The 24,631-nt window shown below is 41.9% G+C and carries 20 protein-coding genes, 1 pseudogene and 1 riboswitch; of the genes and pseudogenes, 13 read left to right on the top strand and 8 right to left on the bottom strand.

Features of this window, described 5'->3' with window-relative positions; all coding sequences use genetic code 11:
• The first annotated feature begins 106 nt into the window (after positions 1 to 106).
• The 9 genes from LJD61_RS19920 to LJD61_RS19880 all read left to right on the top strand — a co-directional run bounded on the left by LJD61_RS19920 (position 107) and on the right by LJD61_RS19880 (position 12,423).
• The gene (locus tag LJD61_RS19920; protein ID WP_255229349.1) at positions 107 to 3,001 is read left to right on the top strand and encodes an N-acetylmuramoyl-L-alanine amidase; all 2,895 of its coding nucleotides are present in this window, start codon (positions 107 to 109) and stop codon (positions 2,999 to 3,001) included.
• Between the two features lie 25 nt (positions 3,002 to 3,026).
• The gene (locus LJD61_RS19915; protein ID WP_255229348.1) at positions 3,027 to 4,727 is read left to right on the top strand and encodes a methyl-accepting chemotaxis protein; all 1,701 of its coding nucleotides are present in this window, start codon (positions 3,027 to 3,029) and stop codon (positions 4,725 to 4,727) included.
• 218 nt (positions 4,728 to 4,945) lie between these two features.
• The gene (locus LJD61_RS19910) at positions 4,946 to 6,031 is read left to right on the top strand and encodes a GerAB/ArcD/ProY family transporter (protein WP_255229347.1); all 1,086 of its coding nucleotides are present in this window, start codon (positions 4,946 to 4,948) and stop codon (positions 6,029 to 6,031) included.
• Positions 6,021 to 7,175, top strand: a complete 1,155-nt coding sequence (locus LJD61_RS19905; RefSeq protein WP_255229346.1) for a Ger(x)C family spore germination protein — start codon at positions 6,021 to 6,023, stop codon at positions 7,173 to 7,175. The genes LJD61_RS19910 and LJD61_RS19905 overlap by 11 nt, the downstream gene beginning before the upstream one ends.
• Positions 7,175 to 8,599 (top strand): spore germination protein, encoded by a 1,425-nt coding sequence (locus tag LJD61_RS19900; protein WP_255229345.1) that lies wholly within the window; start codon positions 7,175 to 7,177, stop codon positions 8,597 to 8,599. The genes LJD61_RS19905 and LJD61_RS19900 overlap by 1 nt, the downstream gene beginning before the upstream one ends.
• Before the next feature lie 79 nt (positions 8,600 to 8,678).
• Complete coding sequence (locus LJD61_RS19895; RefSeq protein ID WP_255229343.1) at positions 8,679 to 9,449, top strand: HAD-IIA family hydrolase; 771 nt, start codon at positions 8,679 to 8,681, stop codon at positions 9,447 to 9,449.
• On the top strand, positions 9,450 to 11,069 hold the full coding sequence (locus LJD61_RS19890) for a putative manganese-dependent inorganic diphosphatase (RefSeq protein ID WP_255229342.1): 1,620 nt from the start codon (positions 9,450 to 9,452) through the stop codon (positions 11,067 to 11,069).
• Complete coding sequence (locus tag LJD61_RS19885) at positions 11,066 to 11,236, top strand: hypothetical protein (protein ID WP_255229341.1); 171 nt, start codon at positions 11,066 to 11,068, stop codon at positions 11,234 to 11,236. Before LJD61_RS19890 ends, LJD61_RS19885 begins: the two co-directional genes overlap by 4 nt.
• Positions 11,237 to 11,424: 188 nt before the next feature.
• Positions 11,425 to 12,423, top strand: coding sequence for an HD-GYP domain-containing protein (locus tag LJD61_RS19880; protein WP_255229340.1), 999 nt, complete (start codon positions 11,425 to 11,427; stop codon positions 12,421 to 12,423).
• Between the two features lie 18 nt (positions 12,424 to 12,441).
• Here the strand turns inward: LJD61_RS19880 and LJD61_RS19875 are convergent, their stop codons facing one another.
• Both LJD61_RS19875 and LJD61_RS19870 read right to left on the bottom strand, forming a co-directional pair.
• Positions 12,442 to 13,776 (bottom strand): D-serine ammonia-lyase, encoded by a 1,335-nt coding sequence (locus tag LJD61_RS19875; protein ID WP_255229339.1) that lies wholly within the window; start codon positions 13,774 to 13,776, stop codon positions 12,442 to 12,444.
• 16 nt (positions 13,777 to 13,792) lie between these two features.
• Positions 13,793 to 14,992, bottom strand: coding sequence for a M15 family metallopeptidase (locus LJD61_RS19870; RefSeq protein ID WP_255229338.1), 1,200 nt, complete (start codon positions 14,990 to 14,992; stop codon positions 13,793 to 13,795).
• A 363-nt stretch (positions 14,993 to 15,355) separates the two neighbouring features.
• Between LJD61_RS19870 and LJD61_RS19865 the strand changes: the two genes are divergently transcribed.
• From LJD61_RS19865 to LJD61_RS19855, 3 genes are read left to right on the top strand one after another with little or no spacing between them, the layout of a single operon-like run.
• Entirely contained in the window at positions 15,356 to 16,402 is a 1,047-nt protein-coding gene (locus tag LJD61_RS19865; protein WP_255229337.1) for an ABC transporter substrate-binding protein, read from the top strand.
• Between the two features lie 13 nt (positions 16,403 to 16,415).
• Positions 16,416 to 17,210 (top strand): ABC transporter permease, encoded by a 795-nt coding sequence (locus LJD61_RS19860; protein ID WP_255229336.1) that lies wholly within the window; start codon positions 16,416 to 16,418, stop codon positions 17,208 to 17,210.
• 14 nt (positions 17,211 to 17,224) lie between these two features.
• Positions 17,225 to 18,025: an ABC transporter ATP-binding protein gene (locus LJD61_RS19855; RefSeq protein WP_255229335.1), complete on the top strand. Its 801-nt coding sequence runs from the start codon at positions 17,225 to 17,227 to the stop codon at positions 18,023 to 18,025.
• Between the two features lie 18 nt (positions 18,026 to 18,043).
• Here the strand turns inward: LJD61_RS19855 and hydF are convergent, their stop codons facing one another.
• The 6 genes and pseudogenes from hydF to LJD61_RS20850 form a co-directional block, all read right to left on the bottom strand.
• A complete protein-coding gene (gene hydF / locus LJD61_RS19850; protein WP_255229334.1) occupies positions 18,044 to 19,249 on the bottom strand; it encodes a [FeFe] hydrogenase H-cluster maturation GTPase HydF in 1,206 nt (401 codons plus the stop codon).
• A 97-nt stretch (positions 19,250 to 19,346) separates the two neighbouring features.
• The gene (locus LJD61_RS19845; protein ID WP_255229333.1) at positions 19,347 to 19,592 is read right to left on the bottom strand and encodes a TM1266 family iron-only hydrogenase system putative regulator; all 246 of its coding nucleotides are present in this window, start codon (positions 19,590 to 19,592) and stop codon (positions 19,347 to 19,349) included.
• A 308-nt stretch (positions 19,593 to 19,900) separates the two neighbouring features.
• A complete protein-coding gene (locus LJD61_RS19840) occupies positions 19,901 to 20,845 on the bottom strand; it encodes an IS982 family transposase (protein WP_255229332.1) in 945 nt (314 codons plus the stop codon).
• 145 nt (positions 20,846 to 20,990) lie between these two features.
• Positions 20,991 to 21,329, bottom strand: a complete 339-nt coding sequence (locus LJD61_RS19835) for a DUF1905 domain-containing protein (RefSeq protein WP_333783169.1) — start codon at positions 21,327 to 21,329, stop codon at positions 20,991 to 20,993.
• A 2-nt stretch (positions 21,330 to 21,331) separates the two neighbouring features.
• Positions 21,332 to 21,865, bottom strand: a complete 534-nt coding sequence (locus LJD61_RS19830) for a putative immunity protein (RefSeq protein ID WP_255229331.1) — start codon at positions 21,863 to 21,865, stop codon at positions 21,332 to 21,334.
• Between the two features lie 256 nt (positions 21,866 to 22,121).
• A pseudogene (locus LJD61_RS20850) lies at positions 22,122 to 22,352 on the bottom strand (DUF3781 domain-containing protein); the annotation flags it as partial.
• A 953-nt stretch (positions 22,353 to 23,305) separates the two neighbouring features.
• A riboswitch (FMN riboswitch) is annotated at positions 23,306 to 23,420 on the top strand.
• A 149-nt stretch (positions 23,421 to 23,569) separates the two neighbouring features.
• On the opposite strand from LJD61_RS20850, the gene ribD reads away from it, so the two are divergent.
• Positions 23,570 to 24,631, top strand: a 1,062-nt coding sequence (gene ribD, locus LJD61_RS19815; RefSeq protein ID WP_255229330.1) for a bifunctional diaminohydroxyphosphoribosylaminopyrimidine deaminase/5-amino-6-(5-phosphoribosylamino)uracil reductase RibD, incomplete at its 3' end; no start/stop codon positions are given.

Here is a 24,631-nt window from a genome sequence, read left to right as displayed (position 1 = left end):
GTAATGCAATTGACACATGACATATTTGGATAAAAAGGATATAATTATGACATATATCGTGCTTATAGGATAAATATTGCAGCGAAGCGAGAGGAGCGTTTATTTAATGAAGAAACTATTTAAGCTGATCATTTTAGCAGCAGTCATAGCAATGGCGATCCCTTTAAATGGCGGATACGCCAAAGCAGAGCCTCTTGATGAGAAGGGCTTCAGCGGCATTTGGGTAGCCACAGTGCTGAATATTGACTATCCGTCTAAGCCTTCAGCAGATGCAGAGGTTCTGAAGCAAGAAGCGGTAAAAATACTGGATGATGCGAAGAAGCTGGGAATGGATGCGGTTTTCCTGCAGGTCCGCCCTTCCGGAGACGCCCTTTATAAGTCCCGGTTCTATCCCTGGTCCAAGTATCTGACAGGCCGGCAAGGCTTAGCACCCGGCGGGGGCTTCGACCCTCTGGAATTTTGGGTTGCAGAGGCCCATAAAAGGGGGATAGAGCTTCACGCATGGATCAATCCCTATAGAATCACGAAGAAGACCATATCTGAGCCAAAGCATGATATTAAATCTTTAGATCCTGCCAATCCGGCTGTAAGGAATCCTGATTGGGTAGTAAAGCATGGAGACGGAAATCTTTATCTCAATCCGGGGATACCTGCGGCGAGAAAATATATAACTGACGGTGTGTTGGAAATTGTACAAAACTATGAGGTGGACGGCATACATATGGATGATTATTTTTATCCGGGTAAAAGCTTTGATGACAAGGATGCCTATTCCAAATACGGAAAAGGCTTTAAGGATATAAATGACTGGCGCAGAGAAAATGTCAACTTGCTTGTAAGGGAAATATCAGAAGCGCTGAAAATGCATTCACCGGCTGTCCGGTTCGGCATCAGCCCTTTCGGAATATGGGCGAACAAGAGCTCCAACCCTCTGGGAAGCGATACAAGGGGTGCCCAAACCTATTATGAGCATTTTGCAGATACAAGAAAATGGGTAAAAGAGAAGACCATAGACTATATCATTCCCCAGCTGTATTGGAATATCGGCTATTCCATCGCAGATTATGAGAAGCTGGCAGCCTGGTGGACAGATGTGGCTAAAGGAACAGGCGTTGATTTGTACATAGGACAAGCTGCTTACCGTGTACTGAACAGTGATCCTGCAAGCCCATGGCATGGTGTGGGAGAGATAGAAAGGCAGCTTGATCTGAACTCTCAAAACCCGGAGATAAAGGGCAGCGTATTTTATAACTACAGTTCCATAGCTAAGAATCCTCCGCTTTTTTCTCTTCTGCAGGCCTATTATGAGAAAAAGGATGAGGTTAAGGCAAGACTTCCTGTCAGTGTTGCCGTGCCCGGTACTGATATAAAAACAAGATATGATCAATATTATATATGCGGTTCATCCGATCCGGAAAAACCCTTGCTGTTGAATGGAGAGCCTGTAGAGAACAGATCCTCTCATGGTTTTTTTGGTATCTTAGTCAAGCTTAAAGAAGGAGCCAATACCTTTGCCTTTTCCCAGGAAGGATCAAGCTCCGCTGTTTCTATTTTTAAAGAAGCAGCTTCAAAGCTGCCGGAGAAAATGAAAAAGGCAGAAATACCTTCTTCTTCTGTTTTTCCTCAAAGCCAGGAGCTTAGAATGCCGGGAGAAAAAATTACCCTGTCCTGCGAGGCTCCCATAGGCTCAAAGGTTACGGTTGCAATAGGAGGGAAAAGCTATGCAATGAATCCCTCCGCGACGAAGGCTATAGACGGAGGCATCTATCCTGCCAGCTTTACCTATGTATACACCATTCCTTCATATACAGGCAATCCGAGAAATATCGACCTTGGAGCACCGGTTTATAAGATGAGCTATAAAGGGACGACAAATTCAGTAAAGGCTCCTGCAAAGATAGGTGTTGTGATGAAGAATTCTCCCTATTATGCTGAGGTTATTGAAGACGGAATATTTACATATCCGGAGCCTGACCGTGACAACGGCGGGATCCATGAGCTGCAAAAGGGCATGACCGATTATGCTACAGGCATGACGGGAGATTATGTCCGCCTGGCCATGGGACAGTGGGTGGATAAGAAAAGTGTCAGGACTTATATAGGCCAGAGCCGGATGAGAGCCAAGGTAGTCAAAGCTACATATACCGCCGGGGAGAGCTGGGATAAGCTTACCCTTGGCATTTCAACACCTTCTCTGGCTGTGGCAAGCTATGAAAATGGCGAGTTGAGGCTTGCGATAGCGGGATTGGCCGAAGGGGTCTTGCCAAAGCTGCCGGAGGGAGCTTTGCTGTCATGTGTTGAAACAAAAGTCAAAGAAGGAGATGGAGAGTATATATTAAAGCTGGAAAAGGATCAAAATATAGCAGGCTACTATATAGAGAAAACTGAAAAGGATATAATTCTTAATATAAAAAGACCTGTAAAGGGGAAACCCGGACCTTATCCTCTGAGCGGCATCAGAATAATGCTTGACCCGGGGCATGGAGGGGACAGCTTAGGTGCAGTCGGCCCCTTGGGGAAGGAATATTCTGAGAAAGTGATCAATCTTAAAACTGCCCTGAAGCTCAAGTATGAGCTTGAGAGCCTGGGAGCACAGATTTTAATGACAAGGACGGAGGATGAGGCGGTATCCCTGGAGGAGCGCCTGGCTGCATCAAAGGCTGCAAAGCCCGACCTTTTCATTTCAATACATTCCAATAGCATGGCGGATAATATTGATATTTCAAAGGTGAACGGATTTTCCGTGTTTTATAGGGATGCACATGCTTATTCCATTGCTGAGGAGATCCATGATGATACTATAAAAAGCTTGAACAGAAATGACAAGGGCATCCATAAAAAAAGCTTCTATGTGTTCAGGGGTACCTGGACTCCTTCCATATTGCTGGAAAGCGGGTTCGTTCCCAATCCTGCTGAATTCGAGTGGCTCATCGATGATGATGAACAGAGTATCCTTGCAAAGAGCCTGGTCCAGACTATATTGAAATATTATACAGAGTAAAATAATGCTAGATAGGAGAATCATAATGAAATTGACAGTAAGAAAAAAACTATTTTTAGGATTCGGGGTTTTAGTCATTTTGATTGGAGTACTAGGTGCATTTTCCATCTATAATCTTGCATCAGTTAACAATGAGCTGGATGTTTTGTATGATATGCATCTTAAAGGTATTGAGCATATAAAGGAAGCACAGGTCAACCTGGTTTCATTGGCAAGAGACCGAAACAATCTGATATTATCAACGGAAGAGTCGGAAAAGAATAGTTATGCTGACAATATGAGGGTGGAAATAGAAAACTTTGAAAAAAACCTGGAAGGCTTCAATGAAACAGCGGCATCCGATGAAGCCAAGCAAAGGTATTACGAGATAACGAGCTTATGGAGCGAGTTGAAGCAAAATGAAGAAAAGGTCATTGAATTAGCCAGGGACAGCAATGTTGAAGAAGCCAATATCCAGGCAGTGAATAACCGCATCTTTGCCTCACGGATAGAATCAGAGATTGATGCGCTTGTTGAGCTGAAAAACGAATTAGCCCTTAAGGCTTACACAGATGGTGAGACAGCATACGACAGGATCAGATCCATAACTATGATCATTATTGGGGTCAGCATACTTTTCAGCATTGGGACCGCATCATATATTTCTTATATAATAGCCAGACCCATACTGCATATAGCTGGAGCCGCAAGGATGATCGCGGAAGGCGATCTGTCAATTCAGGCCGTAAAAGTAAGGAATAATGATGAAATAGGTGAGCTGGCAAATTCATTCAATAGGATGACGGAAGGCTTAAGGGCAGTAATAAAGAACGTGCTGGACGCCTCTCGGCAGGTAGCTTCCTCCAGCCAGGAGCTTTCGGCATCTTCGGAAGAGGCTACTTCTGCAACCCAGGAGATGGCTTCTACCATAAATCAATTAGCTACCGGGGCGTCAAAGCAAGCAGAGGATGCCTCTGCAGCAAGCGTAGTGGTCGATCAGATAGCGTCCAGCATACAGCAGGCTGCAGAAAATGCCAATACCGTATCTGCAGTAAGTTCAAATGTTGCGAAAGAAGCTGATAGCGGTTTGGGCGAAGTCCAGAACGCAGTTGAAAAAATGCAAAGCATAAGAAAGGTGACAGAAGAATCGGCGGAAAGTGTCAAATTATTGGGAAGTGAGTCCGAAAAAATTGGAGAGATAGTTGAAGTAATAAGAGAGATCTCCGAACAAACCAATCTGCTTGCTCTGAATGCGGCTATTGAAGCAGCCCGTGCCGGAGAACAAGGCAGAGGCTTTGCGGTGGTTGCAGATGAGATAAGAAAGCTGGCTGAGCAATCATCAACCTCTGCCATACAGATTGCAGATATTATCGGCAGCATACAGGGTGAAACCAAACGAGTGGTTGATGTGATGAATCTAACTATGGACCATGTACTGCAAGGGGTAACAGCCGTTAACAATACAGAGAAATATTTTGATCTGATATTTGGGGAAATAAATAATGTGACCGGCGAAATACAGGAGTTAAGCGCTTCGGTACAGCAGATTGCCGGTCACAGCCAATCCATGAATGAATCAATTCAGGGTATTGCATCAGTAGCCGAAGAGACTGCGGCTTCAGGAGAAGAAATAAGCGCAGCTTCTGAAGAGCAAGCTGCGTCCATGGAGGAAGTGGCTAATGCAGCTCAGGAGCTGGCAAAATTATCCGAAGATCTCCAGACCAATGTATCAAGATTCAGATTGTGATGAGCATAAGATGTTCAAAGAGAATCCTGGAAAGCTGACCAGGGTTCTCTTTTATTTTCTTTTTGTATTGTACAATATTTCTACTTTTTGTGGGATACTAATATTATATGTAAAAATTGAAGCAACACAATAACTAATTAACTGATGCAAAACGGTGCATAGCAAAAAAGTACTAAAACACTGTTTTGGTTTTGGGCACCCAGTCGGAGGTTATATATATGAAAGAGTCGCTTACAAACAGACAAATTGCTTTTATGCTTTTCGGCGCTGTAGTGGGCTATGGTGTTATAGATCTGCCTAATAATGCAGCAGCTGAAGCAGGTACCGGTGCATGGATACCTCTCACCTTTACGACTGCAATTGTAGTGCTATTTACATATTTCATTATATATATTGGATATAATAATGAAAATCAAACATTGTTTGAGTATAGTCAAAAGCTCATGGGAAAAGCATTGGGTAAGCTTATAACTATTGTATATATTATCTATTTTTTGCTTGTTTTAAGTGTGCTGGTTAGAGCATATTCAGAAGTAATAACAACGCTTTTTTTTCAAAAGACACCTGTATGGTCTATAAGCTTGTTTTTCTTGTTAGTGGTAGGGTATGCACTTACTAAAAATCTTAATACCATCGCAAGAGTAACAGAAATATACATACTTATAGTTATAATGGGATATATTTTTATTCATATTTTAATGGCTACCCAGGGAAAAACGGTAAATATACGGCCAATATTTGGTTCTGAAGATCTAATGATATATGCGAGAGCCTCATTTAAGCTCTTGCTTCCTTTTTTAGGTCCTGAAATAATTATGTTTATTCCCATTAATAAAAAGGCAAACAAAGGTGTGATAAAGTACCCCGTTTTATCTGTACTTTTTATTGGACTTTTAATTATTTTTATTGTTGAATCCACTATATCTGTTGTAGGTGTAGAGGATGTAGTTTATTATAACGCATCAGTATTTAAGGTATTAAAAGGAATTGATATACCCTATCTTGAGATATTCAGGCGTCCTGATGGTATTTATATTATGTTTTGGACATTGAACATATTCTGCTCTCTTTGTATATGGTCTTATGGCTATGTAAGTCTGTCAAATAAGCTTATTAAAAAAATGCCTCTTAATATAATTATTTTATCAGCTATAATTGTATCATTTATACTGTCCCAAGTTCCTAAAACTCCGGATGAATTAAGAAAAATGTTTTCCTTAGTAAGTTATATAGGAATTTTTACATTGATTGTTGGACCAACTATTCTATTTATTATGACAAAGGTGAAGAAAAATGATAAATAAAATGAAAAAAATATTATTGATAACCTTATTGCCTGTTTTACTGTCCGGATGCTGGGATTATGAAGATATAAACAATAGAAATATAGCATTGTCTATAGGTGTTGATGAAGAGGATGGAAGGATTGCTTTTAACGGTGAAATTGCAAAGCTGATTTCAGAGTCCGATACAGGTGGTACTACTGCATCAGTTACCGACGTATATCACTATACAGCAGAAGGCAAGGATTTTGAAGAAGCAAGGGATGATTTTGACTATAAAACTCCCTTCTTGGATTTCTTCGGTGCAATAAGAAGTGTTGTATTTTCTAGAGAATATGCAGAAAAAAAAGGAATAGAAGCATATATAAACAGGCTCAGCTTTATACCGGGTTTTAGAAGCTCTGTACTTATTGCCATAAGTGAAGAAAATACCGGAGAGCTATTCGGGGGGAAAGTTGTAAATGATATATCAGTCGGATATGCGATTGAAGACACCCTCCTTCCTTTGGAAAAGGATGGAGCTGCTATATATACTACAGCCCAAGATATAAGATATAATATATCATTTAAGGAAATAGGATATGTGGTACCTTATATAACAAGAGAAGAAGATACTATAAGATACTTAGGCCTTGCAGTAATGAAAAGCTCAAAGCTTATTGGAATAATTGATGCAGCAGATAGCAGGGGTTTCCTTTATATAGCCGGCAAAAATGCCGTTTCTACAAGAATTATACCTAATCCCCAAAATGAAACAAATCTATTATCTATAAAGACCACGCTGAAGAAGAGAAAAATAAACACTTATTATAAAGATGGGAAAATTTATATAAATATAAAATTGAACATTAAATGTCAGCTTCAATATGAATATGTAAAAGAGCCTATTTCTCAGGAAACAATAAAAGAATTAGAGAATACCATAGCCAATATGGTTAAAGAAGAAGTTATTTCGTCAATTAAGCGTTCTCAAAAAGAATTTGAGTGCGATATTTTCGGATTTGCCCGATACTTCAAAGCAGATAATCCGCAGATATTCAAAAGCATAAATTGGGTAGAGAAATATCCTGATGCCCGCTTTAATATTGAAGTTAAATCTAAAATAATAAATTATAATCTTATAGATGTTAACTTTAAGGATAATTATAAAGGTGGGACGGAATAATGAATGAAAAGGATATATTGGAAATAATAAATAATATAACTTCCTCAGGCCGGGATATTAAAGCAAGAAAATTGTCTGTATCAGGAACAGATATATATATACTATTTATTATGCATATAACTGACAGAGACAGCATTTCAAAAAATATTATTAAGCCTATACTTTGTTATAAAGGAGAAGATCCTCTTAATGCAGATAGGATTGCTGATTCTATTATCTATTCTGATGATATTTTTATGGACAATAAAAAAGAAGACATTCTCAATTCTGTGTTGGATGGAAATACAGTAATACTTGTTGCAGGTGACGATAATTTTCTAAAAGTGAATACTTTAAAAGTTGAAAAAAGAGGTGTAGAATCTCCCGAATTAGAGACAGCACTCAGAGCCCCAAGGGATGCTTTTACAGAAAACTTAGATACTAATCTCTCCCTCATAAGATATAGGATAAAAGATCCATCTCTATGTATAAAGTATTTCTCAATAGGGACGAGAACAAAAACAGACATAGCCCTAATTTATCTTAAGGACGTTGCCAATCCTGAATACGTAAATAAGCTAAAGAAAAGGCTTTCGGATATACAAGTGGATGGTGTTTTAGAGTCAGGACTTGTTCAAAAGCTTATAACAGGAGATCCTGCACTGTTTCCGGAAATGGGAACTCTGGAAAGGTCAGATTCAGCATGCTCTCATATTTTAGATGGCAGAGTATGTATAGTGGTAAATGGCAGCAATCTTGGCTTAGTTGCTCCCATGACATTTATGGAATTCCTTGATTCCGGGGATGACCATTATAATAATTCATATTTTTCAATATTTGTTAAATTTCTCAGAGTTTTAGCTCTTGCCATTACTCTCACTCTTTCCTCTTTTTATGTGGCTGTTGTAGCCTATCATCCGGAAGTGCTTCCTTCTCAGTATATATTAGCGCTTGCCTCATCACGTATTGCAGTACCTGTAAATGCATTTTTAGAAGCAATGCTTATGGAAATTGTGGGAGAACTCTTAAGGGAAGGAAGCGTAAGGCTTCCTAAGCAAATAGGTCCTGCTATAAGCATAGTAGGCACTATAGTTATCGGTCAGGCAGCTGTAGCTGCGGGGCTTGTGAGCCCATTAATGGTGATAATAGTAGCCTTGTCATCTATGACATCATTTGCTGTTCCGGATTTTACACTAATGAATGCTATACGGCTTTTAAAGTTTATGCTTTTGATTTTTACCGGAGTGTTTGGCCTGTTCGGTTTCATGATGGGCATCAATATCATTGCTGTCAGGATCGCATCTACTACAAGCTTTGGGGTACCCTATACCGCCCCTGCTGCTCCCTTTAATCTCAGGGATGTGATGAAGTTTTTCTTCAGCAATGCAATGTTTGAGAAAGAAAGAGCCTCATATTTAAAAACTAAAGATAAAAAAAGAAAGTAAGGGCATATGGCATCTTTGATGACATATTTGCATGAAAAGGTTATAATTATGATTAGAATTCTGTTTAGGGGGAAATTTAATGGATTTGATAAGAAATAAAAAGGGATTTATATGCGACATGGATGGCGTTATATATCACGGCAACTCTCTTTTGTCAGGCGCTAAGGATTTCGTGGAGTGGTTGAAAAATGAAAACAAAGAATTTCTTTTTCTTACAAATAATCCATCCAAAACACCGAGAGAGCTTATGCAAAAGCTGGAGAGGATGGGCATATTTGTTGAAGAAGAGCATTTTTATACGAGTGCTCTGGCCACTGCATACTTTCTGAAGACCCAGGCTCCAGGCTGCAGTGCTTTTGTCATAGGCGATGCAGGCCTTTATAATGCTTTGTACGATGCAGGCATTACCGTAAACGATGTTAATCCGGATTATGTGGTAGTGGGCGAGACCAGAGGCTATAACTATGAAAGCCTTTTAAGGGCAGTCAGATTGGTCAATAATGGCGCCAGGCTTATCGGCACAAACTATGATATGACCGGGCCTGCGGAGGATGGTATAATTCCGGCCACCCGCGCTCTCATTTCCCCCATAGAAATGGCTACAGGCAAACCGGCATACTTCGTAGGAAAGCCCAACCCTCTTATGATGAGAACGGGGCTCAAGCTATTAGGATGTGAAAGCGAGGATACGGTAATAATTGGCGATCGGATGGATACGGATATAATTTCAGGGATCGAATCGGAAATCGATACCGTATTGGTGCTGAGCGGAGTCAGCAATGAAGTCACCCCCTTTGAATTTGCCTACAGGCCTAAATATATATTGCAGGGAGTAGGAGATATATTATAGATGAGTATACTTATTTTTGGACATAAAAATCCGGATACGGATTCTATGGCATCCGCTGTCGCATTATCCTATCTGAAGAATAGGACAGGCCACAATACTATTCCCGGTTTATTGGGAGAGCTGAATAATGAATCAAAATTCATACTGGAATATTTTAAAGTCCCTGAGCCGGCATTGATCAATAATGTAAAAATACAAGTCATGGATTTGGATTATGACAGGACCGCGCCTATATCGCCCAAGACATCCATACTCAGGGCTTATAAGATTATGGATGAAAAAAGCCTCAAAACCCTTCCCATAGTTGACGAATCAAATCACCTGGCAGGAATTGTGACCATGAAGGATATCGCTATGGGCCTTATCAAGGGTGACTTTTACATGCTGAACACTTCTTCGGATAATATTATCAATGATCTTGATGGCATAGCCTTGTCTCAAGGCAGCAATGAAATATGCGGAAGGATCAAGGTAGCGGCTCTATACAGCGATACGATCAGAGGGAACAGGATTTTTGGGAAGGATGATATCATAATCGTAGGAGACCGCTATGCAGTGATCGAAGAGGCTGTCAATGCCGGCGTACAGCTCATCCTTGTAACCGGTAATATGGGGATTCCCGGGAAATATATCGATATGGCTAAATCTAAATCGGTCAACATGATTTCGGTATCCATGGATACCTATACTGTTTCAAAGCTCATATCCCAATGCAATTTTATAGAATCAATAATGAAGACGAAAAATATTGTGCAGTTCCATGAAGGAGAATACTTGGAAGACATAAGGGATGAGATGCTCCAGATAAATTACAGAAACTTTCCTATAGTTGATGCGAATGGACTTTTTTTAGGTCTTATGGGTAAAAAGCATATCATCAATCCCAAAAAGAAGAAGGTCATTTTGGTGGATCATAATGAATATGCTCAAAGCGCTGAGGGGCTGCATGAAACAGAAATATTGGAGATAATAGATCACCACAAGCTGGGAGACATATCTACATCAATGCCTATAAGCTTCAGGAATGCCCCTGTAGGCAGTACCTGCACGATTATCTACGGCATGTTTGAGTCAAAAGGGGTGGAAATTCCCTATGATATAGCAGGAATATTGCTTTCCGGAATAATTTCCGATACATTGTTTTTGAAATCACCTACAGCGACAGATTGGGATAGAAAAGCTGTCCGCGAATTAAACAATATTGTGAATTTGGATCTGGAGTCTTATTCCATGGAGATGTTCAAAGCGGGAACCTCCTTGGAGGGCTACAGCATAGAAGAGATATTTTACAGAGACTTTAAGGAGTTTCAGATAGAATCCGAGAGAGTTGGCATCGGGCAGGTATTTACATTGAATATCGGCAGTGTATTCAGCCGTAAGGAGCAGTTCATTGATTTCATCAGCAAGGTTCATACGCGCAATAATTATCATCTGACCTTGCTGCTGGTTACGGATATAATAAAAGAAGGCTCATACCTATTGCACCGAAGCGCCAATTCGGGCCTTATACCGCTATCCTTCGAGGTAGAAGGAGAGCAGGGAGTTTTTGTGAAAGATGTGGTATCAAGGAAAAAACAAGTAATACCCAGGATAGCAGAAGCGGTGAGAATGCTGAGATGACAAAGCGGAGAGTTGAACTCCGCTTTTTTAATGGGCATCTGAAGGCATTAAAATTAGCCGGGCAGTCTTGTACATTTCAGGCTGCGGCAGAAACTTTGAAGAATATGATATATGGCACAAATATTGACAAGGAATTATTTACCAGATATAATATATTTGTAACTTGAGCTAAAAAATGAAAATCACTTCTTTATTTACAAGTGACGCAAAGCTTCTTACATAGAGTATTCTAAAGTTCAGATCAATTGCATCTGAACTTTAGAATGTTGTTGATATACGTATCTGTCAAAATAATTAAGAAAGGTTTGGGTTTACAATGAAAGTGCATATTTGTGAATGCTCAGAAGGAGCTGTCTTGTCTGAAGATATATTGAATGAGCACGGAGTTGCCTTAGTTACCAAGGATACTGTGATAAATGATTATATTATAGAAAAGCTTATTGAGATGGAAATTGTTATGGTGGATGTTTACTCTCAAAATGAAGAGGAAAATGAAGATACGGAAAAATCCTGCGAGGAATTTGAAAAAGACTACCGGCAAGCCCTCCTCAAGATAAAGGAAGTCCTGACGGATCTTTCCGCGGGCAAAGCCCTTGATTATAATAAAATCATTGAGATCCAGGGGCTGATATATAAAAACATCGATAAATGCGATGAGATAGTTGCATGCTTGAGGGATATACGGCAAGCGGATGAGTATACATATAATCATTGCATCAATGTAGGATTTTATTGTATGCTCATGGGAAAATGGCTGGGCTTGGGCTATGATGACACGATAAAGCTTATTCAAGCCGGGTTGCTGCATGACATAGGAAAAACCATGATACCTGCTGATGTATTGAACAAAAAAGGCAAGCTGACTGTTGAAGAGTTTGAACTGATAAAAAAGCATACGGTATACGGATATGACATACTGCTGCAAGCAAAGGAAATCGATGTGGAAGTCAAGAAAGCCGTTTTGCTCCATCATGAAAGGGTGGACGGTTCGGGATACCCTCTCAGCATTCCCAGTGACTATATAGGATTATACACAAAAATTGTAGCAATAGCGGATGTCTATGATGCTATGACTTCAGACCGGCCATATAAAAAAAGGACAACACCATTTGAAGCCTTCAAAATGTTCTTATCCATAGGCATCAGTATCTTTGATCTAAACATACTATATGTCTTCCTTAACAGCCTGGCAGCCAACTTTACAGGTATCAATGTGAAGCTTGATAACGGCAAAGAAGGAAGGGTCGTATATGTTCCTCCCCATAATATAACAAAGCCTGTACTTTGCGTAGACTCAAGCTATATCGATCTTTCAAGAGAGGATAAGATCAATATTGACAGTGTGATAGATTAGGGAAAATTGTGAGCGGAGTTATTTGGACTCCGCTCTTTTATATGCTTTTCCTTTGTGATAGTAGCTCATCTTTATTGTGTCCGGTACCATGCTTCCTCCCGTTGCCCACACTATATGAGCAGAGTTATTCATCTTATCCGACAATCCTGAGGATTTGATATACTCCTGGCCGTAGGGGCTGTTTAAGAGCCATGATGGTCCAGGAAAACCTGCGGCGGCAGAAGGCTCAATATATATATTTTCTGTGTCCGCCAATGTAGCCAGCAGCTTGTACAGCTCTCTATCCTCCACGGTATATATGCCGCTCAGGAGGCTTTCCATGGTTTTCCCTACAAAGCCTGATGGCCTTCCTACAGCGAGGCCGTCCGCCTCGGTAATATTGTCTATCCCCAAATCCTGGACGGATATTTGATTGTGAAGCCCTGTCATCATCCCCACGAGCATGCAGGGTGAATGGGTAGGTTCCGCGAAAAAACAATGAACATGGGGGCCAAAGATCACCTTGAGCCCAAAAGCGACACCGCCGGGGCCGCCGCCTACTCCGCAAGGGATATAAACGAATAAAGGGTGATTTTCATCTATCTCTATTCCTAAATCCTTCATCTGATTTTGCAGTCTTAATGCCGCTACAGAGTAGCCCAGAAACAAGTCCTTTGAATTTTCGTCATCAATGAAATAGCTGGAGGGGTCTGAGTCGGATTGCTTCCGCCCTTCTTCAACAGCCTTGCTGTAGTCCGAAGCATACTCCACAATAGTCACGCCTTTGTGCCTTAACAGGTCCTTCTTCCACTGCCTGGCATCGGAGGACATGTGGACAAAAACCTTGAAGCCGAGGGCGGCGCTCATTATCCCTATGCTCAGGCCCAGATTGCCTGTAGAGCCCACGGCAATTTTATGCCTGGAGAAAAGCTCTTTGAAGCGTTTTTCATGCAGTATGGAATAATCGTTCTTCGGTGAAAGCGCGCCTTCTTCTAAGGCCAGTTTCTCAGCGTGCTTGAGGACTTCATATATCCCGCCTCTGGCCTTTATAGAACCGGATATGGGAAGATGACTATCGCACTTTAGCAGCAATCTGCCCAAAATAGGCCTGTCACAGCTCTCCAATGCATCTTTCATGTAGGGTATTTCCGATAGAGGAGATTCTATTATGCCTGAATTTTCTGCGGTTTCAGGAAAAATCGATGCAATATAAGGTGCAAAACGCTTAAGCCTGGCCTCTGCGTCCAGCATATCCGTCATTGTGAGGCCGCCGGCTTCAGAAATAGATTTGCTTTCGTACTTAGGATTGAGCCAAAAAACTTCCTTTGTTTCTTTGATTCTGTCCATAAGATTGGGTCCGGCAGCATTCATCATCATACATCTCCTTTCCTTATTTCTTGATCACTATCAGGTTATCCTCTTCCGTCAATTCCGTTAGTGTATAATCCATAGTCAATCCATCTTCCAGCATAAAATCCTGACCTTTTTTTATCAGCATAAACAAATAAACATCTCCATCAGAAGCCTTAAAGCTTGTAAGCTTATTTTTCTGGAAGCTTTCCACAAGCTCCTCAAGGCAAAGGCCCGTTTGCTTTGCGTATAGAGACAGCGGCTTTCCGATATATCTATAGTGCCACGGCTCAAAGCTTATCTTTGTCTTCTCCGTCTTCTCCTCGGGATATCTCGGAATAAAGCCGTAATCCCAGCAGTTCTCCTTTAACCATGCATACTCCTTTGATTGTGAAAAAACACTGCCTTTGGGATATTCGACGCTGAGTATGTCCAGGGCCATGCCGGTTTGATGCTCGCTGGTTCCGGGATAGGCCACCACTTTTGAAGCTTCTTCATAGGGGTTGGCAGCACCGCTGGCTTTTCTTTCATTAAATCTATAGTCAAATAAATTTTTCTGCTCTGAATAGGATCTATAGGTGCTGTTTAAAACAAATCCCTTTACTCCGTCTGCTGCTGCTTTATCCAGCATTATTTTCAACGCTTCCAGAGTAACTTTGTCAAGCCTCATCCCTTTGTTGCTTATGATGGCTTGTACGCCTTTTATTGTGACAAGATTCTCGTTGTTATAGCCGTCAGGCAAAGTGTTGTCCTGATTTACCAGCCTTGAATGATAATCCGGAGCCTGGTCCTTCAAAACGGACTGATAGCTTTTGGCATTCGTTGCCGATAAATATTTGCTGTCATCTATTGCAATATCAATATTACGGGCTGTCCAACCATTGCTGCCCATAAAGAAGACCTTCCCAAGATCATAGCTTTTTTCTTCGCTTATGGGGAGCATGATCCTTCCTTTTTCATCAACATTATACTTATCGGTATTCAAGTCCATATATACTTCAGCCGCTTTGTTTTTTTCAGCCAGCAGAGCCTTAAGATCTTCTGTGCCAAGAAGTATGGCTGTGTCTGTTTTTTCAAGCTTTTTAATGCCGTTCTCCAGCTGCAGCTTATAGCTATTGCCCTCAAATATGGAAAACCAGGTTATGTCCTTGCCTTGTGCTGCAAGAACTATGGTAAAAGAGAGGACTAATATAATAGCTGCTGCAATTAGTGTGAATTTTTTAGATTTTACGTTCCTCATTTTCAAATCTTCCTCCTAGAGTCTGTTTAGTATCTGTTGTAATGGCTGATATAAGAGTGCATTGTGAAGAAGCTTACAAAGTCTTAGCTTCGTAGCCCTGCAATCGTTATCAGCTAGCACAACGTGTGCTTTTAGTTTAAGTCAATTCACGTGAAAATGTCAATGGCTGATAAGTGCCAGACACGAAGGGTAGTCGGTTATTGCAGCAAAGCGCCGGATATTCAGCTATTTCTTGCATGGCATGATTATGCACCTGCAAAGAGCATGGGGAATATATTGTAATAATCTTTTATTTTGTAAGCTTTAGCTTTGCATAGAGCAGCAAAGCTATGGAAGCAAAATAATAAATCAGGGGTGATGGTAATGGGTAAACACGGCAAGACCACACTATTTTTGATCGCAGCAATGATCGTGTCGCTGCTGTTGTCAGGCTGCGGCAGTCCGGCCTCAAAGCTGGAAAACGGATTGGAGATTGTAAAGGTAGCCTTTGATAATGCACCCTCTGAGGCAGGCATTATCCTGGGAGATAAGCTGGGCTATTTTGAAAAGCAGGGGATCAAGATCGAATATGTACAGTTCAACTCAGGCGCTGATGAGCTGTCTGCCATCGTATCGAACCAGGTGGACGTGAGCCGCGGCATTATCAATGCGGCTTTGTTTAATGCGTCCAATGAGGGCATTGATTTTAAGCTGGTAGCAGATGGGGGGCACAATATTCCGGGCCGCGGCTATTTTCAAATCGCTCTGAGAAAAGGCCTCGGGGAAAAATACAAGGACTACAAGGATATGAAGGGGATGCGCATTGCAATAGCTTCCATAGGCTCCATCAATCAATTGTTCGTTGAAAAAGCTCTGGAAAAAGGCGGCCTGACCTCAAAGGACATACAATTCATCATTGTGGATTCTTTCCCTGATATGCTGACAGCCGTCGCTAACGGCAATGCGGATGCAACCATGCAAATAGAGCCTTTGATCACAAAAGGCGTATCGGAAGGGATATTGGAATGGTGGAAGGACCCGGACGAATATGCCCAGGAAGAAGAAATATCCGTAGTCATGTACAGTCCGAATTTTATTAAAAAGCCGGAGCTGGGCAAGAGATTCATGTTAGGGTATTTGCAGGGAGTCAGGGCATATAATGACGCTCTGGTATGGGGAAATAAGGATCGGGATAGGATTGTCGACATCCTGACCAAAACCACTTTTGTAGATAAGGCGGATACATTTTTGCAGATGAAGCCTCCGGGATTGGATCCTGACGGACATGTTCTGAAAGATGGGGTAATCGCGGATCAGGAGTGGTATATGAAGCAGGGATTAGTGAAAACAAGAGCGGATGTGGATAAGATCATTGACGACAGCTATGTTGAATATGCTCTAAAAATATTAGGAGAATATAAAAAGCCATAGTGAGGGATGAATTATGACTCATGAAAAGAGAGCAGATCAAAAATTCAAGCTGGATGGAAATAAGGGAAGACGCATGCTCTCTTTTATTTCCCCTATAATGCTCATCATAGTCTGGGAAATGGCAGTAAGGCTTCAAATGCTGGACAGCAGGTTTTTCCCCGCACCTACAAGGGTGATGGGAGCATTATGGGAGATGAGCAGCGACGGCGTTTTGTTTTCCGATTTGAAGCTCAGCCTGGTGAGGATATTCGGAGGCTTTTTACTGGGTGCTGTCCCGGGGCTGATCATCGGTTTGACAATGGGCTTGTTTCCCATTGTCAAGGCGCTTTTGGACCCGATTGTTGCCGCCTTGTATCCCATACCGAAATTAGCCTTGATGCCTCTAATTATGATCATCTTTGGATTGACAGAATTGGAAAAGATGGTGATCATAGCTCTGGGTACTTTTTTCCTTGTACTCATAAATACAGTAGCCGGGGTAGTCAATCTGGACAGGATTTACTGGGATGTGGCCAAAAATTATGGGGCAGATCGGAGAAACTATTACCTGACCGTAGCTCTGCCGGGGGCCCTGCCTATGATATTTGCAGGGATAAAATTAGGCATGGGCATGGCTTTGCTATTGATTGTGGCAGCGGAGATGAACGGAGCTGTAGGAGGCATCGGCTACCGCATATGGGAATCCTATGCCATATTCAACATCCCTGAGATGTATGTTTCCTTTATTGTTATGTCCTTTCTCGGATATGTATTTACCATAGCCTTGGATGAAGTAGAGCACTGGATTATTCCGTGGAAGCGGGATTGAAGGGAAGATGTTATATGAATGAAATAGCAGGAAATAAGCAGAGAAAAATAGAGATAGAAGGATTGGGCAAGACATTTTTCATCAGAAAAAAAGAAATAACAGCCTTCCATGATATAAGCCTCCAGATCAATGAAGGAGAGTTCTGGTGCTTCGCTGGGCCCAGCGGATGCGGCAAAACCACGCTGTTGAGGGTCCTGGCGGGATTAGAAACTGCTACAAAAGGCAGTCTGGAAATAATCCATAATGATCAGAGCAAACCGCTGAATGCCATGGTATTTCAGGAGCATGCTATTTTTCCGTGGATGACGGTTTGGGATAATATTGCCTACGGATTGAAGAACAGAAAGGTAGAAAAAGACGCCATAAAGAGGATAGTAGATGAATATATAATAAAAACAGGCCTGGAGAAGTTTGCCTACAGCTACCCTCACCAGCTTTCAGGCGGCATGAGGCAGAGGGTCAGCATAGCTCGAGCTTTTGCCAATGATCCTGAGATGCTTTTGATGGATGAGCCCTTTGCTTCGCTGGATGAGCAGAACCGCCTGATATTGCAGCAGGAGCTCATCCAGATATGGGAAGAAAACCGAAAGACCGTGGTATTCATCACCCACAGCATCGATGAGGCGCTGTTCCTGTCTGATCATATCATGCTCATGACTGCTCATCCGGGGACAGTAAAAAAGATATACGATATCGATCTGCCGCGGCCGAGGAATATGATGGAGATACGAAAAACTCAAGACTTTATGAGGCTTTTCTCAACAATATGGGGTGAGCTGAGAGAAGAGGTAGGCCCGAAGCATCAAAGCCAATAAGGGATCAAAGGAAAAGGGCTACAGAAGCATTTCTGTAACCCTTTCAAGTATCCCGTTGAGATGGGCGATGGCTGTGCCGAAATTGGTTATCGGGACGCCTGCAGCCTTTGCCTTATATAGCCTGCTCATAAACTGCCTGCCGTTTATCATGCAGGAGCCGCAGTGGACTATGAGCTTATAAGAAGATAGATCGTCGGGGAAATCTCCGCCTGATGCGACCTTTATTTCTAAAGGGCCTCCTGCCCTGGCTGAAAGCCATGCGGGTATCTTTTCTCTCGCTATGTCATTTTTTAGTGCATGATGGGTGCAGGCTTCGGATATGAGCACCTTGTCTCCGGGCTCCAGATGATCTATGGCCCTCGCACCCTCCACAAGCATACCAAGATCGCCCTTATAGCGGGACATCAGTATTGAAAAAGATGTCAGAGGTATATCTTCGGGTATTATTTCATTGACCTTTTTAAATACCTGGGAGTCGGTAATGACCAAATCCGGCTTCCTGGAGAGGGACTCTAAGGCATTCTTCAATTCGCTATCCTTTACGGTCATGATTTGAGCATTGTGGTCCAGAAGGTCTCTCATGACCTGGACCTGGGGCAATATAAGCCTTCCCTTGGGGGCCTGTATGTCCTGAGGGGCTACAAGGAGCACAAGAGCTTTTTCTCCTATTATGTCTCCCACAATGGTGCTTCTTTCGAAATCAGTAGGCGCATATTGTATAATAGCCTCCAGAAGCCCGTCTATATTTGATTTTTCCTTTGCGCTTACAGATACAAAAGGTATATCGAAGCTTTCTTTGAGCCTTGCTTCTGCATCTATGCCATGGCCTTGTCCCAGCATATCAATTTTATTTATAACACCTATAGTAGGTATGTTTTTAGCCTTTAAATCTCCGAACCAAAGCTCCTCCATCGAAGCATCGCCGGACAATGGGTCGAATACTAGCAATGCCAAATCGGCGGAATCCATAACCTTTATCGACTTCTCCGTTCTCAGCCTGCCTATTTCTCCCTCGTCATCAAGGCCCGCAGTATCTATGAGCATGACCGGGCCCAGGGGAAGAAGCTCCATAGCCTTATATACCGGATCTGTGGTTGTTCCCGCCACAGGAGATACCAATGCAAGGCTTTGACCTGTTATGGCATTTATAAGGCTTGATTTTCCGGCATTTCTCCTGCCGAAGACTGCTATATGAAGGCGGTTTGCTTTTGGTGTATCCTGCATAATGATCCTCCTTGAATCTCAAATATCTCTTGCTATTTTCGAACATGACAAGCATTTTCTTAAACTTTTATTCTTTTTATAGAACATGCCTAATATGTTACTTTTTTGTCATAGCCGACTTAACAGTTACGCCAGCTATTTTTCCCAGCTTGCCTGTCATAGCACTTATCTGGTCGGTGGTTCCGTCCACAATGAGAGAAATCACGGATATGCCCTTTCCTCTGTAAGGTATGCCCATTCTGCCCACGATTATTTCTGCAAAATCGTGAAGCACGGCATTAACCATAGAGCTGTTTTCAAGATCCTCAACAACTATGCCCACTACGCCGATTCTTGTTTCCATAAAAATCCCTCCATTTGAATGCTTGCAATTAAAAAAGCCTTCCGCAAAAACGAAAGGCAGAAATAACAATATTTCCTCCTCTCCCTTTTGCCCGGAACATCCCGACAATCAGGTTTAGATTATTTTAAGCAAACGGATGAGCCGGATATATCCAATCCAACCGTTGATATAAGTGTATATCATCGTCAATATCTTGTCAATAAATTAACCTCTTGTGCTAATTAATTTGATTTAAGCTAAAGGAATATTATACCAATTGATTAGGATATAGTATCCCTGCCAAACTAAGATACTTTGAAGTGGATTAATTATCCAAATACTAACTCTTTGATTCTTGAATATACCTCACGACCCATAAGCTTATTGATGTAATAACAAAGATTATACGCCAACAACTTGGTTTTAATCCTTGCCTGCAACCCCCAGTATGACTTTGCAAGCACTCTTTCAATGTTAAGTTGGCAAGCAAGCTGGGATGCTGATGTTTCAATCCTTCTCCTTAGTCTAAAGATGGTTTGCCTTAATACTTTGGGGAATTGAATTTTGCTGTTGTTTCTTTTTAAGGGTAAGATGTCAATGCCTCTTTCAGCCTTTAAAGCTTCTGCAAAATCATCACCCATATAGCCTTTGTCACCAAACATAGTAATTCGACTATAGACACTGGTTAAATCCCAAGCTGCTGCTCTGTCATCTATGTTTGCTGGAGTGATTACGGCATCAGTTATGAAACCATCTATAGTTGCAAGCATGTGCAGCTTATACCCCAAGTATGTTTCCTTCTTGGAAGCACATTTACCATAAGCAGCGCCAAACCCTTTAAATGTCTTATGAAAATGAGCTCTTCCAAACTTGCATACTGGAATAGGTATACTGTCGATAATTCTATATGGCTGGTAAACATGTTCTGTAAGTGAAGAAATCTCTTTTCGAATTTCTTCTATGACTGCATGAAGATTTCTTCGGGTTCGATTGAACCTAGATCTACTGCAGAGCCTTGGAAACAAATCTCGCATATTCTTCTGACAGAAACCAAACCAGGCATTTTCAGAATCAATAGTTAGTAACTCAGCAACAATGCTTAAGGTAATTATTTCACTATCACTCATCTTAGAATTATTGAAATTACAACGTTTTTTAATATGTGTTGGAGTAACACTTTGGTAAATATCGTCAATTATGACATAGGCGACAGTTACAAAGTCTTTTAAATCTCCAATTTTTTTGATAGAATAGTTTCTATCAGACTCCAGCATATATGTGACCCCCTATCAATGGATTGGTGTTTTTTGATAGGTTAACATAATATGTTGGAGTTTTTCATTCGAAATTTTTGGTAAATTAAAACCTAGCACAACGAGTTAAATTAACAAGATATTGACAGCAAGAAATCCTGCAATATCATTTTGAAGTTGCCGGGAGGGTGATGGCTTCCAATTTATCTGCACTGCTTGGCACTATGGTAACGTGTACGCTGTCACCCGGCTGCTTGCCGATTTTTGTGCGAATATCCTTGCGAATACCTATGATATAGCACACAGAGCCATCCGCATTCTTTACGCCCATATTGACGATACTTCCATCATACGGCTCGCCGTCAAATGTTGCGTGAACTTTTACCCGGCCCTTGCTGAACTCGGTGCGGACATCATATGGAAACGACACATAAGCGCCGCCCTTGTCGGCAGATTGTATGATGGCATCGTATTCATAGCATTTTTCGTTGTACCTCATTCCCATACTCAACGCCTCCATTTTATCTTTGCCGGATTCGGTTCATTTTCTACAGCGATAGTGCGAAGCGCCGCCGTTATATCCGCACAAACTTCCTTGGCGATTCGGTCATACACCTCGGCAGTTTCGTCTGTCCCGACACGGTCATAGGCAACAGCCGCCGCACCGTAGAAGTAAAGTCCGAGTGAATGGGACAGCGTATGAACCACCGCCGAGCTCTGCCCGCAAGCGCGTGCCGCCGCTTGCGCCGCCGGATCAGAGTCAAGCTCACGAGCGGCGGCATGGCACTCGTTTAGTATGATGTTCTTGACCACAGGAAACTTCACTTTGCCGTCAAGGTAGTCACGGGCGGCATTCAGCGCATTTCTCGGTCGGCCATCACCGGGACGACGCCTCTCAAATATCGGCAGGATGTGAGCTTCGGCGTAGTCCATACACCACTTGCAGATGGTAGCCTTGCTCTGTGTATCAATCAGCCGCATCAGAGCGGCCACTTCCGGTGCGTTTACATCACCGAGCATTTTACGGATTTTCTTTGCCATAAACATCCTCCAATTCTCTTGTTATCAATGTTATCGCTATCTGCAGGGCTTTCACCCGCCTTGTTGTCAGCGTGTGCTGCGAGGTTCCTTCGCGTAATTTCAGAAGCACCTTTTCACACTTGCCAATGGTCGATTGAATAGAGCGAAGGGCCTCCTGCAATTCTTCACGGGCATAAGTTTCCCGAACACTTTTTATCTCCATCGTTTTATCGGTGTTCGCTGGTATCTTGACACTGAAGGACGGATTCTCTTCTGATCTATGTGCCGTAATGATTGTGCAGCTGTATGCGTTCACGGTAATGACCGCTTCGCCAGCATACACATACCAATTCTTGCCCTTTCTGATGATTTCGTCCGCCTGCAATACTTTCTGTTTGCACCAATGGACCACATCATCAGCTGTAAGTCCGAGGTTTCGCTTGATGCGCTCTGCTCCTAACTTTGTTGTATGAAGCATGTCAATGTGATTTATAAGTTCGTTTGACATATCTCAAAATCCTCCATTTATCCCCATCCTTTTAAAACTTCATCTTCTTAGCATCTATATCAAGATTAAGCATACCGATTATTTCTTGATTCATCAACATAATATTCAATAAACTTTTACATTTACCTCCATAAAGTTATAAAAATATTTTTTCTAATTTATGTTTATCACATAGCAGCACCATAAATCAATAACTACCCGTAAAACGGGTAGTTATTGATTGCTAGGGATTTTAATGCTCTTGGCTTTGAAGGCTTCAATTGCAGATTGTGCAAAAGCTGACAGAGAGAAACAGGAGAGGACAACAATAGCACCCATAACTGTTAATAATGTTTGGTATTGAAGTATAAACTGTAGTGCCTTCTCCCAATTTGCTGTCAATATAGATAGTGCCTCCATGCGCCTCAGCTATTCTTTTTTCTATCTCTAGCACTATCCAGCATGAAAAACGGTTGAAATACATCATTAACTTTTTCATCTTCCGGTGATATACTGCTATACAGCTCCTCTCCATCCTGGCTTACCATTGAAATACAGGTTATGTACCTTTTCTTTCAGGGGATCTTCATTAAGATATTCTGCAAAGCCACGATCATTCTCAAAGTGTCGGTTCTTTTTAACGATGGCGGCAAGGATGGGGTCCTCATATGCCACGGCCTCTGCCAGGGTGATTTCCTACGGTGATAGGTGATAATCTTCAGAGGGAAAAAGGTATGCATCATTTCATTTGCCATTATGCTTTCCTCCAATCTTGTAAATATAGTTCATGCTTCAGACAACAAGAAAGCTATGTCTTTCGATGAGTGAAAAACATAGCCCCAACTATACAATTTGCATTTTTTGGGTGTTATCTTCAAAAACATCGAATGTCATCTATAAAATAGCATCTAAAATAACAGAATAGCTTCTGGTTGACAAAAACAAAATAAGTAGTATAATCAAAACTAATTGAATAATATCTTCAGGGCAGGGTTTGATTCCCTACCGGTGGTAAAGCCCACGAGCCGCAAGGCATGGTTCGGTGAAATTCCGAAGCCGACAGTATAGTCTGGATGAAAGAAGATGAATAGCCACAGTGTTTCTGTGTATGCAAATTTGCTCTGGAATAATTTTTTGTTCCAGAGTTTTTTATTTATAATAGAATCAATCCACACCTATGATGTCTATAATGCCCTGAACGATTTTGTTCAGGGCATTTTTTCTTTCGGAGGTGCTATATGACTGATACAGAATATATGAAACTTGCCTTACAGCTTGCAAAGAAGGGCTGCGGATGGGTAAATCCGAATCCAATGGTGGGTGCGGTTATTGTAAAAGACGATAGGATTATCGGACAGGGTTATCACTCAAAATATGGAATGTTTCATGCTGAACGGAATGCCATAGCAAGCTGCGAAGTATCTCCGGAATACGCAACCATTTATGTGACACTGGAACCATGCTGCCATTATGGAAAAACTCCGCCTTGCACCGATGCAATTGTGGAGAGCGGTATCCGCCGTGTAGTTATAGGTTCTTCTGACCCAAACTCGTTGGTTGCCGGGAAAGGTATTCAAACTTTGCGTTCTTACGGAATCGAAGTAACAGAAAACATCTTGAAAGACGAATGCGATGCGCTCAACCGAAGCTTTTTCCACTATATTCGAAGCGGAATACCTTACGTAATCATGAAGTATGCCATGACCCTGGACGGGAAAATTTCAACACATACCGGCAAATCCCAATGGATTACCGGTGAAATGGCACGTCGGCGTGTTCATGAGGACAGACACCGTTACTCTGCCATTATGGTGGGTGTTGGCACTGTCTTTGCGGATGATCCGATGCTGACCTGTCGGCTAGAAAATGGTAGAAATCCACTCCGCATTGTTTGTGATACGAATTTGAATACACCATTGAATTCAAAGCTTGTGACTTCTACCGCTGTAGCCGATACTCTCATCGCCACGGCGGTGGAAGATTGTGAAAAACATCAGCCGTATCTGGAGGCGGGCTGCGATATTACGGTAATCCCCAAAAAAGATGGCCACATTGATTTGAACTGTCTTATGACAAAGTTGGGAGATAGAAAAATCGACAGCATCCTGCTGGAGGGCGGCGGCACCTTGAACTGGTCTGCGCTGCGAAGTGGAGTCGTCAACAAGGTACAAGCCTACATCGCTCCCAAGCTAATTGGTGGCAGTGGAAAAACACCGGTGTTGGGTCCTGGTGTGGATCACCCTGATAAAGCTTTTCAATTGAGCAAACCGACTATTACGCCGATAGGCGAAGATATTTTA

It is taken from the genome of Lutispora saccharofermentans (assembly GCF_024363565.1).
Taxonomy (GTDB): Bacteria; Bacillota; Clostridia; order Lutisporales; family Lutisporaceae; genus Lutispora; species Lutispora saccharofermentans.
The sequence above is the reverse complement of the archived record's forward strand: the minus strand, read 5'-3'. Positions and strand labels throughout refer to the sequence as shown.

Coding starts and splice junctions, on each gene's coding strand:
- LJD61_RS19875 (WP_255229339.1), bottom strand. CDS start 13,776: ATGATGAATGCTGCCGGACCCAATCTTATGGACAGAATCAAAGAAACA.
- LJD61_RS19920 (WP_255229349.1), top strand. CDS start 107: ATGAAGAAACTATTTAAGCTGATCATTTTAGCAGCAGTCATAGCAATG.
- LJD61_RS19905 (WP_255229346.1), top strand. CDS start 6,021: ATGATAAATAAAATGAAAAAAATATTATTGATAACCTTATTGCCTGTT.
- LJD61_RS19855 (WP_255229335.1), top strand. CDS start 17,225: ATGAATGAAATAGCAGGAAATAAGCAGAGAAAAATAGAGATAGAAGGA.
- LJD61_RS19870 (WP_255229338.1), bottom strand. CDS start 14,992: ATGAGGAACGTAAAATCTAAAAAATTCACACTAATTGCAGCAGCTATT.
- LJD61_RS19900 (WP_255229345.1), top strand. CDS start 7,175: ATGAATGAAAAGGATATATTGGAAATAATAAATAATATAACTTCCTCA.
- LJD61_RS19860 (WP_255229336.1), top strand. CDS start 16,416: ATGACTCATGAAAAGAGAGCAGATCAAAAATTCAAGCTGGATGGAAAT.
- LJD61_RS19890 (WP_255229342.1), top strand. CDS start 9,450: ATGAGTATACTTATTTTTGGACATAAAAATCCGGATACGGATTCTATG.
- LJD61_RS19830 (WP_255229331.1), bottom strand. CDS start 21,865: ATGGCAAAGAAAATCCGTAAAATGCTCGGTGATGTAAACGCACCGGAA.
- hydF (WP_255229334.1), bottom strand. CDS start 19,249: ATGCAGGATACACCAAAAGCAAACCGCCTTCATATAGCAGTCTTCGGC.
- LJD61_RS19915 (WP_255229348.1), top strand. CDS start 3,027: ATGAAATTGACAGTAAGAAAAAAACTATTTTTAGGATTCGGGGTTTTA.
- LJD61_RS19840 (WP_255229332.1), bottom strand. CDS start 20,845: ATGCTGGAGTCTGATAGAAACTATTCTATCAAAAAAATTGGAGATTTA.
- LJD61_RS19865 (WP_255229337.1), top strand. CDS start 15,356: ATGGGTAAACACGGCAAGACCACACTATTTTTGATCGCAGCAATGATC.
- LJD61_RS19845 (WP_255229333.1), bottom strand. CDS start 19,592: ATGGAAACAAGAATCGGCGTAGTGGGCATAGTTGTTGAGGATCTTGAA.
- LJD61_RS19910 (WP_255229347.1), top strand. CDS start 4,946: ATGAAAGAGTCGCTTACAAACAGACAAATTGCTTTTATGCTTTTCGGC.
- LJD61_RS19885 (WP_255229341.1), top strand. CDS start 11,066: ATGACAAAGCGGAGAGTTGAACTCCGCTTTTTTAATGGGCATCTGAAG.
- LJD61_RS19835 (WP_333783169.1), bottom strand. CDS start 21,329: ATGGGAATGAGGTACAACGAAAAATGCTATGAATACGATGCCATCATA.
- LJD61_RS19895 (WP_255229343.1), top strand. CDS start 8,679: ATGGATTTGATAAGAAATAAAAAGGGATTTATATGCGACATGGATGGC.